This is a genomic window from Armatimonas sp., from assembly GCF_043760365.1.
Taxonomy (GTDB): Bacteria; Armatimonadota; Armatimonadia; order Armatimonadales; family Armatimonadaceae; genus Armatimonas.
In genome coordinates this window covers 1-14167 of sequence record NZ_JAYUPA010000453.1, presented here as the reverse complement: position 1 = coordinate 14167, position 14167 = coordinate 1, and the positions used below count along the sequence as shown (strand labels likewise).

Below are 14167 nucleotides of genomic sequence, written 5' to 3'. Positions count from 1 at the left end.
CCGTGGCGGCGCTGAAATGACACTTACAGAGCTAGCGGAGCGCTGGGGATTTCTGGAGGAAAGTCTCTATCTGGAGCAGGCCCTCACCCACCGCTCGGCGGCTCCGCACCCGCACTCCAATGAGCGACTGGAGTTTTTTGGGGATGCACTTCTGAATCTCTATGTCGCGCGGCTACTCATGGACGCCCTGCCGGATGCTGCGGAGGGAGTGCTCACGCTCGCCCGAGCCAGCGTCGTAGACCGCGAGACGCAGGCCGACGCGGCGCAGGCACTGGGCATTCCCGAGCTGCTCCGCATTGACACGGGTGGCCAAAAGATGGGCATTGCACAACAAACCCGCCTGCTCTCAGGAGCCTACGAGGCCCTCGTTGGGGCCCTCTATATGGAGGCAGGTGAGGCCCATGCACTCGCCTTTGTGAAGGCCACTCTGGAGGAGCCGCTCCAGGCCGTGATTCAGAATCCAGCCACCAAGCACCCTAAGAGTCGCCTTCAGGAAGCGCTCCAGGCACAAGGACGTAAGAAACCCGAATACCGCACCAGTACCACCCAGCCTGATACCGTCACTGTTTCGGTCGAGGTGCTTTGTGAGGGCCTTGTTTTGGGGCAGGGAACCGGACGGGCGCTGCGTGCGGCGGAGAAAGCAGCGGCGCTGAGTGCCCTTGCCCACTTGACAGAACCCCAACCAGGAAGTATCCTGTAGGAGAGAGTGCTTTGCCAGGCAAAGAAACAAAATTTCATCCCGATGGTCGTCCGATCTTTCGTATCGTCACGAGTGCCGGGGAGGCGGAAGAGCACCTCCGGGTCATCCGACAGGCGATGGAGCGCTCCACAAAGCACTCCACGCTCTCGGGGCTCTCAGGTGTCCTGGCAGGTTGTTTCGCGATCGCCGCTTCGGTGCTTGCGCCTACCAATCTAGGAACACTGCACGAGAAACTGCTCTTTGTGGCACTCTGGGGCGCGACACTGGTACTCGCACTCTTAACGGATGTACTGCTCACCAAGCGACGGGCGGCGAAGTTTGGTAAGACGGCGTTCTCGGCACTGGGCGTGCATCTGGCGCGCGCAGTGGCACCGGGCTTGTTAGCGGGAGCGGGGATCACCCTGTTTCATCTGATGCACCCGGAGGCACTGGGAACCTATCTGTACGGACTTTGGATTCTGTGCTACGCCGTGGCGCTTCTGGCAATCGGAATGTTTAGTCGGCGGGAAGTGTCAATCATGGGGTGGGCTTTTCTGGGAGCGGGCATGATCGCACTCTTGTTGCCCGCAAATTTTATTATCGGCCCACGGGCACTGATGGCAGTGACCTTCGGCGGCTTTCATATTATTTACGGGGCCTGGATGGGCCTCAAATACGGATGGTGAGAGAAGAAAAATGGCAGCGGTTCGAAAACTTGATGCAATTGATGATGTGATCCACCAGAAGGTGCGGCTTGGTGTCATGTCCAGCCTCATGGCTTCCGGAGAGTGCGACTTTAACTTCCTCAAGAATGCCCTGGGAGTCTCGGATGGGAACCTCTCCACGCACCTGACGGTTCTGGAGGAGAGCAGCTATGTCCGCGTGACCAAGGAGTTTCACGGCAAGAAACCGCGCACCACCTACACTCCCACCGACTCGGGCCGCCGCGCCTTTGAAGCCTACGTGGCAGCCCTGGAGGAGATGGTTCGACGTTAGGTTATTTTCGCATGCCGTTGAAGCGCATGAGCATCAGGCCGTTCCACTCGCCCTTTTGCTTCTCCACCTGGACCATGACCATGTCGCTCTCTTTTCGGAAAGCCCTGCCGCCCCGCTGCCCCCCACGTCCCTTTTCGGGCCGGAATCCCTTCTCCAGAAGCGTGGCACTGTACCAGTCATAGACCTTGGTTGGCTCATCCTGAGTACGAAACCCCGCCATCACCACTTTTTTTGCGGGAATAAACCGGGCAAAGGTCATCATTCCCACACGGCTCGCACGGGTTACCTGCTCATCAAACTGGATATTAGGATAGAGCGGCGTCTCTCCCAGATCAGCAAGAATTGCCTCTTTATTGATGGGCTTCTTTGCCTCCGCTTTTATGTTATTGGAAATCTGCACGGCGACAACACCCACCGCCACAATCGCCCCCATCACTAACACTAAGCACCCAATTCCCGTCACTGCCCAGGGCGACAGGCGGCGCTTAGGCGGGGGAGGCGGGTTATACGATACATCTTTTCCGAGGTCAAAGCTCATAATAATTCTTCCTTAATTCGTTCCGGGTAGTTTCATTCGGGTAATGTTCAGCCAGGATTTCCCAGAACTAATCAAGACCTGGTCTGTCTTATTGACAAACGTAAGGTGTTTCTGGTTACCTGCATCCACTTGTTGATAGCCATGCTCCGGCATGGTTTTCTTATACCAATCACGAACTTCTTGCTCCGGCACATCCAGCTGAAAGGCAGCAGTGGTCATCTCCAGCTTGATGAACTTAGTTGCCATAACCGAACCCGACCGCGCTGTGCGTGTCTGTTGTTCGTCGAAAACCGCCTTGGGATGAATCGGGATTCCCTCAAGTGCCTTCAGAAGCGCCTGTTTATCAAGGGGCCGGACCAGCTCCTCTTTCAGGGTATTAGTGACCACCAGGCCAACACCACCGATTGCGAGTATCCCGAGTGCCATCACTCCCAGACAGCCCATTCCTACAAAAACCCAGGGGGACAGCCGTGCCATTGTCATTTCTCCTTAGCCCATTGTACCCTGACGATCCCAAAGGTTGCGGATGGCCTGGTCGGTCTCCTCCCCAAGCCGTGCGACGAGCTGCGCGGCGGTCAGAACCTCCTGGGCCAGCCCTACACTTTGACCGGCATAGAGACACATCGCATCAATATTGCCCGTCACGCCCGGCGCGGGCAGGTTCGACGAGAGCTTACCAATGGCCTCACCATCCTCGTAGTGAGCAATCATGTCCTCCGACTGATCCCAGTCCTGGGGGCGATGCAGCACCCGGTGCGGGGACTGGGGCCAGCCACCGGAGAAACGCTCGGTATAGAGCGTGTCCGCCTCGGTTGCCTGTAGCAGCCGCTGCTGGTAGTGTGGATGTACCTGCGCCTCATGGGTCAGTAAAAAGCGTGTCCCCATCCAAGCCGCCTCCGCCCCCAGTGCCAGTACCGCCGCGATCCCACGCCCATCCGCGATTCCCCCGGCAGCCAGCACGGGTAGCTGAGGCACAGCATCCACCACACGGGGAACGAGCGCCATGGTGGTTACCTGTCCCCAGACATGCCCACCGGCCTCCCAGCCCTGAGCAACAACCACATCAACACCAGAGTCTGCCGCCTTCCGCGCCTCATCGGCGCTCCCCACGGTGTGAAAAACGCTTGTCCCTGCCGCATGAATTTTCGCGATATGCGCCGACGGATCGCCCCAGAAAAACGAGAGAATCTCCACGCCCTCCTCCAGGCAGATCTCGACGCGCTCGGTCATGTCCCACGCCAGCACGAGATTCACCCCAAAAGGCCGCTTGGCTAGTCGTTGCGTCTGCTGGATCAATTCACGGAGCGCCGCAGGCTCGCGCCAGGTTCCTGAGAGCATCCCGAGACCGCCCGCATTGCTCACGGCGGCGACAAGTGCCGGACACGAGGCGCTCCCAATCGGCGCTTGTACCACGGGCACTGTCAATCCAAAACGTGCACAAAAACGATTTTTCACGTCTTTGAGTGTACCGCCTCTTGCACAAACCCCATTTGCCCGGTATACTCCTCCCTTGGCATTCCAGGAGCATATCGTATTCCCATGGCAAAGAAAAGTTCAGAAAACCGCATCGTCATTCATCTCCGATCTTCGGAGAGTGGTGCAACCTACACGACAATTAAAAACAAGCGCAACGACCCCAGCCGGATCGAACTGAAAAAGTATGATCCCGTCCTGCGCAAGCATGTCACCTTCAAGGAGACCAAATAATGGCAAAAGTCTGCGCAATCAGCGGCCGCAAGCAGCAAGCGGGTCGCAACACGCGGCACGCGCACTCTGGTCAGTGGGCACACCGCGCCCCCAAAACCTGCCGTGTCTTTGGCGTCAACCTTCAGACGGTCTCCGTCCCGATTCCTGGCGGCGGCACCAAGAAGATCAAGATCGCAGCGCGCATGCTCACCAGCCGCAAGTTCAAGGCGATCCTAGCAGGCCAGGCTCCCCTCCCTAAGGGTGCCTAGTGCGCATCAGTAAATTTACTGTTTGGCAAATAGCCTCCGCCTCGGCGGAGGCTGTTTTCGTTTGTCCCGCCGGTTGGAGCGGCGGGACTGGAGAGCGCTTCGCGCTACGAAGGGCGTGCCGCCCATAAAAACTTCGTATGGCCGGGACGGCCTTTGTAGCCGTAGGCTCGGTAGCACTGCCGTTCTGATCGGCGGTGGTCGGTAGTTCCTCCAACGGGGGAGATCGGGTAAAATGCCGCAAATGAAAACGGTTCTAGCGATTGCGAGCTTTGAAAAAGGCCAGGCGTTTTTGCGGCAGTGCAAGGCGGAGGGCTGCAACACCCTCCTCCTGACTTCCCAGAGCCTCCAGGATGCGGACTGGCCGCGTGAATCTCTTGACAATATCTACTTCATGCCCGATGTGGAAAAAGAGTGGGTTCTGGCCGATATGCTTCACGCCGTGAGCTATCTCGCCCGCACAGTCAAGATTGACAAGATTGTCCCGCTAGACGACTTCGATGTGGAGAAAGCCGCACTTCTACGGGAGCACCTGCGTATTGGGGGGATGGGCGACACGACGGCGCGCTACTTCCGCGATAAGCTGGCCATGCGCTCCAAGGCCCTTGATGGTGGCCTGCCGATCCCGCGCTTTGTGGGTGTCCTAAACTACGATACTATCCGCGCCTTCATGGCCGAAGTCCCGCCCCCCTATGTCCTCAAGCCCCGCTCACAGGCCGGAGCGATTGGGATTAAGAAAGTCGAGAGCGCCGATGCGCTCTGGCCCCTTCTGGAAGTCCTCGGAGACAGACAATCGCATTACTTGCTCGAAGAGTTTCTCCCCGGCACTATCTGGCACGTGGACTCCATCGTGGACGATAAGAAAGTCCTCTGGGCGCTGGTAAGCCGCTACGCCCGCCCGCCGCTGGAAGTCAGCCATGAGGGCCGCGTGTTCTGTACACAAAACGTGGTCTATGGCTCAGTCGAGGAGAAGGCTCTCAAAAAACTAAACGCGACCGTGCTCAAAACTCTGGGGCTGGTGCGTGGGGTATCTCACACGGAGTACATCCAGAGCGCAGCAGACGGCCAGTTTTATTTTTTAGAGACAAGCGCCCGGGTCGGTGGTGCCCATATCGCGGACATGATCGAGGCGGCCTCCGGCCTAAACCTCTGGGCGGAGTGGGCAAAACTTGAGGTGCGTGAGAGCTACTCCCCCGCACCGCCCTACAAGCGCTATGCAGGGCTACTCGTGTCCCTCGCAAAGCAAGAGACTCCCGATCTCAGCAGCTACAGCGCCCCCGAGGTCTGGTGGCGTATGGAGAAGAAAAACCACGCCGGGGTGATCGTCGCCTCGGAGCGCTACGAGCGCGTCACGGAGCTTCTCGAAAGCTACACGACGCGTTTTTATTCTGACTTCTTCCACAGCCTGCCCCCTAAAGAGAAAGCGACGGATTAAGGCCGCCGATTAAAATCGGCGTCAACAGTAGCCTGCGGCTGCGAAGCCCGTGCCGGGCTGGGGAAACAAATTCGGTAGCCCGGCACGGGCTTTGCGGCGGAGGGACGATGCCATTGCAGACGCCGATTTCCAATCGGCGGAGAATAAATAAATGAACCGAGTTTTTCATAGCTGGCATAGCCCACGCCTGAATCGAAGCATGGAGCTACTTGAGTTCGGCCACGCCGGGATGCCCGTGCTGGTCTTTCCCACGTCGCTGGGCAAGTACTACGAGTACGAGGACCGGGGCATGATAAACGCGCTCGCGGCAAAAATTGAGGCAGGCCACTTGCACCTCTACTGTGTGGATAGCGTGGATGCGGAGAGCTGGTACAACAAGCAAGCCGCGCCCTGGGATAAGGTTCGGCGGCACAATGAGTACGAGGCGTATCTGCTCCAGGAAGTGCTGCCCCTGATGGGCGACGGTAAGATCGCCGTGACCGGCTGCTCGTTCGGAGGCTATCACGCCGTCAACTTCGCACTGCGCCACCCCGATACGGTAAGCCACTGCGTGAGTATGGGCGGTGCTTACGATCTCACCAGCTTTCTGGGTGACTACCAGGGTGAAGATTTCTACTTCCACCAGCCGCTCATGTACCTGCCCCAGGACGACGACGGCTGGTACTGGGAGCGCTATAAACAGCTCACTCTGATCCTGGCAACCGGGGAGAATGATATCTGCCGTCGTGACAATGAGCGTCTTTCCGAGGTGCTGAGCCGCCGCTCAATTCCCCACCGCCTTGATGTCTGGGGCGAGGGCACTGGCCACGACTGGCCGTGGTGGCAAAAGATGGCGCGGACGTACTTCTAAGACGTATTTCTGATATAATGCACGTTGCATGCGCCGTCCCCTTCTTACAGCGACTTTACTTCGTCGCGCCAAAATAGCTGAATCCGTCGATCGAACCACTCTTGAAAAAGCGAGGAACTTGCTGTGGCGCGGGCGTTGCCAAATCGAGGAATGCACGCCTACCAGTGCCACTTTAATTGTTGAGGTTGATCCCCACGACCGCGCGAAAGTGCGGTTAGAGCTTCTCGACGCAGGCAGTATTGCCTGCGACTGTAACTGTCCCTTTTTCACCGGAGAGCGCCCGTGTGTCCATATCGCCGCCGCAGCGATGGGACTGGAGCAGCACCTTCAAAGCAACCCACTACAGACTTGGGAGACACGGCTCCAGAGCGTCCTGGGAGTGGAAGGCGGCGCTGTCAAACCCAAGCGTGGTAGCCGTCTGCTCGCCTTCTCGCTCCAGCCGTCCTACCGTAACTGGCAGCTTGTGCCCTATGCGATTCCCCAAACGGCACTCAGCGGCGTCAGCGATCCTACCGACTCTGCGGAGGTCGCCCGGCACCTGCGCGGTGAGGTCGGACGGACATGGCGTGTCCGTAACCCGGATAGTGAGCAGTTCGAAAATGCAACACAGGAGCTCAAGCTCGCGGTTCGTCTGGCCGCCGCGCAGCTCTCCTCCTACAACTACTACAACACGGAGTCGTCGCAGCTCCACTCGCTTTTGGCGCTGCTTGGCGAGGCACTCGTCTTTACAGGGAGCGACGGCAGTCCTTTTCAGAATCTCGTCCAAGTTAAGCCCGAGGCGGGAAGTGTCGCTCTGCATCTCACGAGCAATGCGGATGGCAGTATGACCCTCGGACCGCGCTTAATGGTAGATAGTGAGCCTGTTACCGTCAAGCGCCCGGAGATTCTGCTCAAAGATCCCCTCTGGCTAAAGCTCGACGGAGCGGTAGTAGGGTTTGGTTCTGTCCCGAAGTCCCTGATTACCCTGCTGGAGAGTGAGCCCGTTGTCATCCCCACCGACGAGGTGCCCTACTTTCGGAGTGAGTACCTCCCTCGCGCCGCCGAGCGGCTTCCCCTCACGGGCGAGGGGCTCTTTGGCGAGGAGATACGGGATCAAAAACCTGAGCGTCGGCTCTATCTCGGTGAGAGTGCGGGCAACCTTCAGGCTCAGCTCCGCTTTGGCTACGGCACCACGGAGCTGCCCTGGCGCAAAGAGTCCAGCCCGACGGTACTCCAATACAATGACCAAACGGGCCTGCTGGACCGTATCTACCGAGACACCGCGACCGAGATCGAGTCCTACGACGCCCTGCTCACCCATGGCCTCAAACGCGGTACGGAAGCGGGAGAGTTTACGCTTCGTGCTCGCCTCACGCCCGTTGATTTCCTGCTGCACCACCTGCCGCGCCTGGTCGAGACAGGCTTTGCCATATTTGGGGAAGAGGCACTTAATAGTGTTAAAGTAAATCGCGCCAAGCCGACACTCTCCTTCAATGTGAGTAGCGGAATAGACTGGTTTGATGTGGAGGGCTTGGTCGAGTTTGGGGAGACCCACGCCACTCTCAAAGAGCTGCGCCGCGCGATTCGTAAGAAAGAGCGCTACGTCAAGCTCGCCGATGGTTCCATTGGCATGATCCCCGATGACTGGATCGAGCGTTTTCGCCATATCTTCGCGCTGGCAGGTGAGCCCAAAGACACCGACGCTCTCCGACTCTCGCCCCTCCACGCGCTTCTGTTTGAGCAGGCGATCACCGATAGCGACGGCGACTCTCAGGTAGATGCGGAGTTTGAGCGCAAGAAACAAGCGCTACGTCGCTTTGACAAGGTGGAGGAAGTCCCCCTGCCTGCATCTCTGGAGGGCATCCTACGGCCCTACCAAAAGTCGGGCTACGACTGGCTGCACTTCTTGCGCACCAGCGGCTTTGGGGGGTGCCTCGCCGATGACATGGGAACAGGAAAGACGGCTCAGACTCTGGCGCTGCTGCTCTCGTTACAAGGACAGAACAAAAAAGCGAGCCTACTGGTCGTGCCACGCTCCCTGGTTTTTAACTGGGAACGGGAAGCGGAGAAGTTCGCCCCCGGACTAAAGCTGCTGCGCTACGACGACAGCGCACGGGTGGAGGATACCAAGACTTTCGATGGCCACGATCTAATCATCACCACCTACGGTATTCTGCTCCGTGATATCGAGAAACTGAGTAAGTATCCCTTTTTCTACGTCATCCTCGACGAAGCCCAGGCCATCAAGAACCCCCTTGCCCAGACCAGCCGCGCCGCACGCCTCCTCAAGGCACAGCACAAGCTCACGCTCACGGGCACGCCCATCGAGAATGGGACAGCGGAGCTCTGGAGCCAGTTCGCCTTCCTCAACCCGGGCCTGCTGGGCGGCTTAGAGATATTCAAGGAGAACTTTCTAGGGCCTATTGAGCGCGGCAAGGACGAAAACGCAGTGACCGCTCTGCGCTCCCTGACCCGCCCGTTTCTGCTCCGGCGTACCAAAGCACAAGTGGCGAGCGATCTGCCTCCCCGCACGGAGCGTATTATCACGGTGGAGCTGGAAAAGGCCCAACGCACGCTCTACGAACAGACCCGCGATAAGTACCGTGCGCAGATATTAGGGATTATGGACAGCGAGGGGAACTCCAATGCCCAGCTTCGGGTGCTGGAGGGCTTGCTGCGGCTACGTCAAGTGTGCTGCGATCCCCGTCTGATGGACCCGACGACCAAAGTCGGCTCGGCGAAGCTTGAAGCGGTGCTGGAGACAATGGAAACTCTGCGTGCCGAGGGCCACAAGGCGCTGATCTTCTCCCAGTTTACTCAGATGCTTGGCCTGTTGAAGGCGGAGCTAGATACACGCAAGATTCCCTACCTCTATCTGGATGGGCGCACCAAAGACCGTCAAAAGTGTGTGGACACGTTTCAGAGCGACGAGGCCATTCCCTTCTTTTTAATCTCCCTAAAGGCAGGCGGGGTCGGGCTAAACCTGACGGCGGCGGACTACGTGATCCATATTGACCCGTGGTGGAACCCCGCTGTCGAGCAGCAGGCCTCGGACCGCACGCACCGCATCGGCCAGACCCGCCCGGTGTTTGTCTACAAGTTTCTGGCCCGCGATACGGTCGAGGAGAAGATAGTAATGCTTCAGGAGAGGAAAAAGGCGCTCGTGGACTCGCTCATCCAGACCGACCAGAGCCTCTTCAAATCCCTGACCCGCGACGATATCGCCGCGTTGTTTTCGTAAAACGAAAACCGAGGCAACGAATCAACACACTCGGAGAGTGTCCGGCGAAGCCCTTAGCGAGAGGATCTTGATCCCTCGAAGCCCAAAGTCCGCCCCATTCGCAAGATACGTAGCCCATTGAGCGTAACGAGCAGGCTTCCTCCCACATCCGCGAAGACGGCCATCCAGAGCGTTGTCTTGCCCAGCAGCGCCAGAATCAAGAAGACCAGCTTGAGCCCCAGTGCCACCGCAATATTCTGGGTCAGTGTCGAGGCCACGGCGCGGGAGAGCTGGATAAACGCAGGGATCAGGCGCAGGTCTTCTCGAAGCAGCACCACATCCGCAATCTCCAGCGCGACCCCCGTCCCGGTGCGCCCCATGGCAAATCCCACATGGGCACGCGCCAGCGCCGGACCGTCGTTGATTCCATCCCCCACCATGCCCACGCCGCCGTGCTGCTGCGCCAGCGCACTCACAGTCGCCAGCTTATCTTCCGGCAGAAGCTCCGCCCGCACATCGGTGATGCCGGTTTGCTGCGCGATCTGTGCTGCCGCCGCCTTACCATCGCCCGTCAGGATCACGGTATGCACCCCGAGCGCCTTGAGCTGAGCGACAGCCTCCGCCGCCGTCGAGCGTACGGTATCTGCCACCCCGATCACCGCGAGCGCCTGCTGGGCATCGGTGAGTACGACCGTGGTCTTGCCCTCAGACTCCAGCCGCGCCAGAAGCGCCTCAACATGCGGGCCACATACCTGGTTCTCCTCGGTCAGCCGATGGTTGCCGACATAGTGCCGTCGCCCTTCTAGTGTCCCCGCCACGCCCCGTCCGATCACGGCTTCAAATGCCTCCACGGGCAGGTGCTGGCACGCGTGGCTCTGGGCACAGTGCATCACGATTGCAGCGGCCACCGGGTGCTCCGACGCCGCATCCAGGCTCGCCGCGAGGTGAAGCAGCTCCGAGGGCGCACGGTCAGTCAGCGGCAGAATATCCGTCACCGCGGGCCGCCCCTCTGTGAGAGTCCCTGTCTTATCAAAGGCAATCACCTTGAGCCGACGGCCCTCTTCCAGAAAAGCTCCCCCGCGCACGAGCAGGCCCAGCCGTGCCGCCGCCGTCAGGCCGCTCACAATGGTGACCGGGGTCGAGATCACCAGCGCACAAGGGCAGGCGATCACCAGCATCACCAGCGCACTGTGGAGCTGCCCGGGCCAGCTTGCTCCCCAAAAAAGCGGCGGCAAAACGGCATAGAGGAGCGCTAGCACCACGACGGTCGGCGTGTAGATCTTGGCAAATTTATCAATAAAGCGCTGCGTGGGTGCCCGCTGCTGCTGCGCCTCTTTTACGGTGGCAACAATCCGATCCATCGTGGTATCGCCCCGCGCCGCACTGACAAGAAAGACAAAAGTCCCTGTTGTGTTACGTGTCCCCGCAAAGACCGCATCCCCCACAATTTTCTCTAGGGGCAGGCTCTCGCCCGTGATCGCCGCCTGATTGACCGTGGAGATTCCCTCAGTGAGGGTGCCATCCAGGGGAATAGTCTGCCCGGGCCGAACCCGCACTCTATCGCCCACGACAACCAGCGCCAGCTTGCTCTCATGGAAGCTCCCGCACTCCGAGAGTACCTCGACCGTCTCGGGCGTGGCCTCCATCAACCCCTGTACCGCTTTGCGGGCCCGCTCCAGGGAAAGTCCTTCAATCACTTCCGCGACCGTGAACAGAAACGATGCCATCGCCGCCTCAGGCCACTGCTGAATCGTGATCGCTCCCACAATCGCCAGCCCCATCAAGAAGTTAATATTGAGTGTCCGGGTGCGGAGCGCCATCCAGCCCTTACGCGCCGTCTCCCCGCCCGAGAGCAGCAGCGACGCCACTGCAAGCGTGATTACCCCAAGAGCATCATCGGCATGCTGGCCCGTCTGCCCCTCGATAATCCACGCCCCCGCCTCCGCACTCGCGGCGAGCGCTCCCGCCAGCGCGAGCCGCACGATCTTTTGGCGTGGCAGCACCGGAGCGACTTGAACCGTCCCCCCATTCTCCGCCGTCAGAGGACGGGCGTGCATCCCCAGCTCCGCAAGCGCACTCTCGGTCGGTGCCGTGGCTTCCTGGGCGTGCCTTATCGTCAGAATCCGCTCAATCAGATCAAACTGAAGTTCCTCAATACCGCCGACGCTCTTGAGGCGGTTGCGGATAAGCTGCTCCTCCGTGGGGCAGTCCATAGCGGCAATAAAGTAGCGGGAGATCGGCATAGCAGTTCATGGTACCGCATCGGTGTGTGCACAAATCTGCAAATAGCTTTACTTATCCCTCGACCAGATCGCTTGGATAGGCTACAATACAAGCCAGACAATGAGCCACTCTTCCTGGCGCGCTAAAAATCCGGTCGTTTCTTTTCGACATGCAGTCGAGGGAATCGCCCACGCTTTCCGCACCCAGCGGAACATGCGCTTTCACACGATTGCGTTCTCGCTGGTATTTCTGGCTGGAATCATTCTACGTCTGCCCCGAGTTGAGATGCTGGCTCTTGTTTTTTGTGCGGCTTTGGTGCTGATCACGGAGCTGTTCAATACCGCCATTGAGGGCACGGTAGACATGATTACCCAGAGCTACCACCCCGCAGCAAAGTTCGTGAAAGACATTGCGGCAGGCGCGGTTCTCATCTCCGCTGTCACGGCAGCCCTGGTGGGTGCTGTTGTTTTCTGGGGAGCGGTTCGCCTGGAAAGCCTGCCTGTACGCCTGATCCAGCCGCCCACGGTTCCTGTGTTTGCAGGGGCCTTTGTCCTCCTGTTACTACTCGTGCTGGTGGGGAAGATCGCGGGGAAAAAAGGCTCGTTGTTGCAAGGCGGCGTGATTTCCGGCCACTCCGCCATCGCCTTCTATCTGGCCGGTATTATCTTGTTTCTCGTCCCACAGCCTGCGGTTGTCGTGCTCTCTCTGGGGCTGGCAGCGCTGGTTGCCCAGTCTCGGGTCGAGACGAAAGTGCATACGCTGCGCGAAGTGGCCGCCGGTGCTGTTCTGGCACTAACTCTAGCGGCTCTCGTGCTCAAGGTTCCGCCCTGGCTTGGATACCACCTGCCCACCTCGTGGTTTTCTCTTCCTGCGGCATCCCCTCTCCCCAAATAATCTATGGACCCTGCTAGTATCTCCCCGACGATTATCGTAGCCAGTAGTGTACTGGTGCTGCTTCTGATCCTGCTCATGGGCGCCTTTGCCATGGCGGAGGCCGCGCTCCTGGCGCTGCGCTCTACCCGCGTGGAGCAGATTGTCGAAGAAGGCCGCCGTGGCGCGAAGGCGGTTCAGGTTCTCCTGGAAGACCAACCCCGGATGATTGCCACGACCCAGGTGGGCGTCACACTCAGTGGTTTCACCGCCGCCGCCGTCGCCGCGACGGTGCTCTCGCAGGCGCTCGTTCCCAGGATTCAGCGCCTCATCCACGACAATAACAACGACTACTCCAGTATTATTGCCCCCGTTATTATCACGATCCCGGTGGCAGTGCTGGCGATGGCGCTGGGCGGCATGCTTCCTAAATCCCTGGCCTTGCAGGCACCCGACCACTGGGCAACGCGCCTTGCGCCCCTGGTGCGCGGCTGCACCGCTCTTTTCACCCCGTTCTCCGCACTGATTTTAGGGCTGGCACGAACCATTGCCCCGCAGGCACGCTTCGAAGCGCCCATGATGACGCGGGGGGAATTTGAAAAATTCGTGGACGATCAAGGCAAGGGCGGTGGCATTGATGAAGGCGAGGAGGAGATCATCAAGAACATCATCGAGATCTCCGAGACAGAAATTCGTGCCGTCATGACGCCCCGAGTAGACATGGCCGCCGTGCCGGTGAACGCCCCGCTAGAGAAAGTCGTGGAGCTGATTCTGACATCGGGGCACTCGCGCATCCCTGTCTATGCGGGCACCATAGATAACGTCATTGGTGTGCTCCACGCCAAGGATCTGCTGCGGCTCCTCACGGCGGAAGAGCGCCCGCCCCATCTCGGCAAGCTCGTGCGCCCCCCGATCTTTGTGCCGGAGAGTCGCCGGGTGGCCGATCTACTGGAGACCATGCGCCACTCGCACCAGCAGCTCGCGATTGTTCAGGATGAGTACGCGGGCACGGCGGGAATCGTCACGCTGGAGGATCTGTTAGAGGAGATTGTCGGGGAAATCAAGGACGAGTACGACGTGGACGAGCCAGAGATAAAAGTGATCTCCTCCACCGTCACCCTGCTCGACAGCCGCCTGAGCCTGGATGATATCAACGAGCGCCTTGGCACCAATTTAGAGCACGAGGACTACACCACAGTCGGCGGCTACGTCTTTGGAATTCTCGGCCATGAAGCCGCTGTCGGCGAGCGCGTGCTCACCGAGGGTGTCGAGTTTGTGGTCGAGGCACTGGAAGGGCGGCGCATCAAGACCATCCGCGCCACCCGCCTGCCAAAGATCTCTAGCGACGCAATAGAGAGCTGATCCAGACTAGCGAAAACTCAGGCTCCAGAGCTTGAGGTAGTCCGCATTGACCAAGCTCTTGGC

The 14167-nt window shown here is 59.3% G+C and carries 14 protein-coding genes; 10 read left to right on the top strand and 4 right to left on the bottom strand.

All coding sequences use genetic code 11. From position 1 onward, the window contains the following. The 3 genes from rnc to ACH2EH_RS10670 form a co-directional block, all read left to right on the top strand. The coding region (gene rnc, locus ACH2EH_RS10680) for a ribonuclease III (RefSeq protein WP_395141507.1) at positions 1–700 on the top strand (700 nt) is incomplete at its 5' end. A gap of 11 nt (positions 701–711) precedes the next feature. Beyond that, positions 712–1365: a hypothetical protein gene (locus ACH2EH_RS10675; RefSeq protein WP_395141505.1), complete on the top strand. Its 654-nt coding sequence runs from the start codon at positions 712–714 to the stop codon at positions 1363–1365. Between the two features lie 10 nt (positions 1366–1375). After that, positions 1376–1675 (top strand): transcriptional regulator, encoded by a 300-nt coding sequence (locus tag ACH2EH_RS10670; RefSeq protein WP_309690125.1) that lies wholly within the window; start codon positions 1376–1378, stop codon positions 1673–1675. 1 nt (position 1676) lies between these two features. Here ACH2EH_RS10670 and ACH2EH_RS10665 read toward each other — a convergent pair whose 3' ends face one another. Genes ACH2EH_RS10665 through ACH2EH_RS10655 form a run of 3 tightly spaced genes read right to left on the bottom strand, consistent with a single transcriptional unit; the run spans position 1677 to position 3668 of the window. Further along, positions 1677–2213: a hypothetical protein gene (locus tag ACH2EH_RS10665; RefSeq protein ID WP_395141504.1), complete on the bottom strand. Its 537-nt coding sequence runs from the start codon at positions 2211–2213 to the stop codon at positions 1677–1679. A 12-nt stretch (positions 2214–2225) separates the two neighbouring features. Further along, positions 2226–2690 (bottom strand): hypothetical protein, encoded by a 465-nt coding sequence (locus ACH2EH_RS10660; RefSeq protein WP_395141502.1) that lies wholly within the window; start codon positions 2688–2690, stop codon positions 2226–2228. Positions 2691–2702: 12 nt separating this feature from the next. Then, a complete protein-coding gene (locus tag ACH2EH_RS10655) occupies positions 2703–3668 on the bottom strand; it encodes an NAD(P)H-dependent flavin oxidoreductase (RefSeq protein WP_395141500.1) in 966 nt (321 codons plus the stop codon). An 84-nt stretch (positions 3669–3752) separates the two neighbouring features. On the opposite strand from ACH2EH_RS10655, the gene rpmG reads away from it, so the two are divergent. The 5 genes from rpmG (at position 3753) to ACH2EH_RS10630 (ending at position 9670) form a co-directional block, all read left to right on the top strand. Then, positions 3753–3920: a 50S ribosomal protein L33 gene (gene rpmG / locus ACH2EH_RS10650; protein WP_395141498.1), complete on the top strand. Its 168-nt coding sequence runs from the start codon at positions 3753–3755 to the stop codon at positions 3918–3920. After that, positions 3920–4168, top strand: coding sequence for a bL28 family ribosomal protein (locus tag ACH2EH_RS10645; protein WP_395090611.1), 249 nt, complete (start codon positions 3920–3922; stop codon positions 4166–4168). The genes rpmG and ACH2EH_RS10645 overlap by 1 nt, the downstream gene beginning before the upstream one ends. A 241-nt stretch (positions 4169–4409) precedes the next feature. Next, positions 4410–5600: an acetyl-CoA carboxylase biotin carboxylase subunit family protein gene (locus tag ACH2EH_RS10640; protein ID WP_395141496.1), complete on the top strand. Its 1191-nt coding sequence runs from the start codon at positions 4410–4412 to the stop codon at positions 5598–5600. 151 nt (positions 5601–5751) lie between these two features. Then, positions 5752–6450: an esterase family protein gene (locus ACH2EH_RS10635; protein WP_395141494.1), complete on the top strand. Its 699-nt coding sequence runs from the start codon at positions 5752–5754 to the stop codon at positions 6448–6450. A gap of 208 nt (positions 6451–6658) precedes the next feature. Continuing rightward, on the top strand, positions 6659–9670 hold the full coding sequence (locus ACH2EH_RS10630; protein WP_395141492.1) for an SNF2-related protein: 3012 nt from the start codon (positions 6659–6661) through the stop codon (positions 9668–9670). A gap of 53 nt (positions 9671–9723) precedes the next feature. On the opposite strand, the gene ACH2EH_RS10625 is transcribed toward ACH2EH_RS10630, so the two are convergent. Next, complete coding sequence (locus ACH2EH_RS10625) at positions 9724–11892, bottom strand: heavy metal translocating P-type ATPase (RefSeq protein ID WP_395141490.1); 2169 nt, start codon at positions 11890–11892, stop codon at positions 9724–9726. 100 nt (positions 11893–11992) lie between these two features. Here ACH2EH_RS10625 and ACH2EH_RS10620 point away from each other — a divergent pair, with 100 nt between their 5' ends. Both ACH2EH_RS10620 and ACH2EH_RS10615 read left to right on the top strand, forming a co-directional pair. Next, positions 11993–12766, top strand: a complete 774-nt coding sequence (locus ACH2EH_RS10620) for a diacylglycerol kinase (RefSeq protein WP_395141488.1) — start codon at positions 11993–11995, stop codon at positions 12764–12766. A gap of 3 nt (positions 12767–12769) precedes the next feature. Then, positions 12770–14104 (top strand): hemolysin family protein, encoded by a 1335-nt coding sequence (locus tag ACH2EH_RS10615; protein ID WP_395141486.1) that lies wholly within the window; start codon positions 12770–12772, stop codon positions 14102–14104. The last annotated feature ends 63 nt before the right edge of the window (positions 14105–14167 follow it).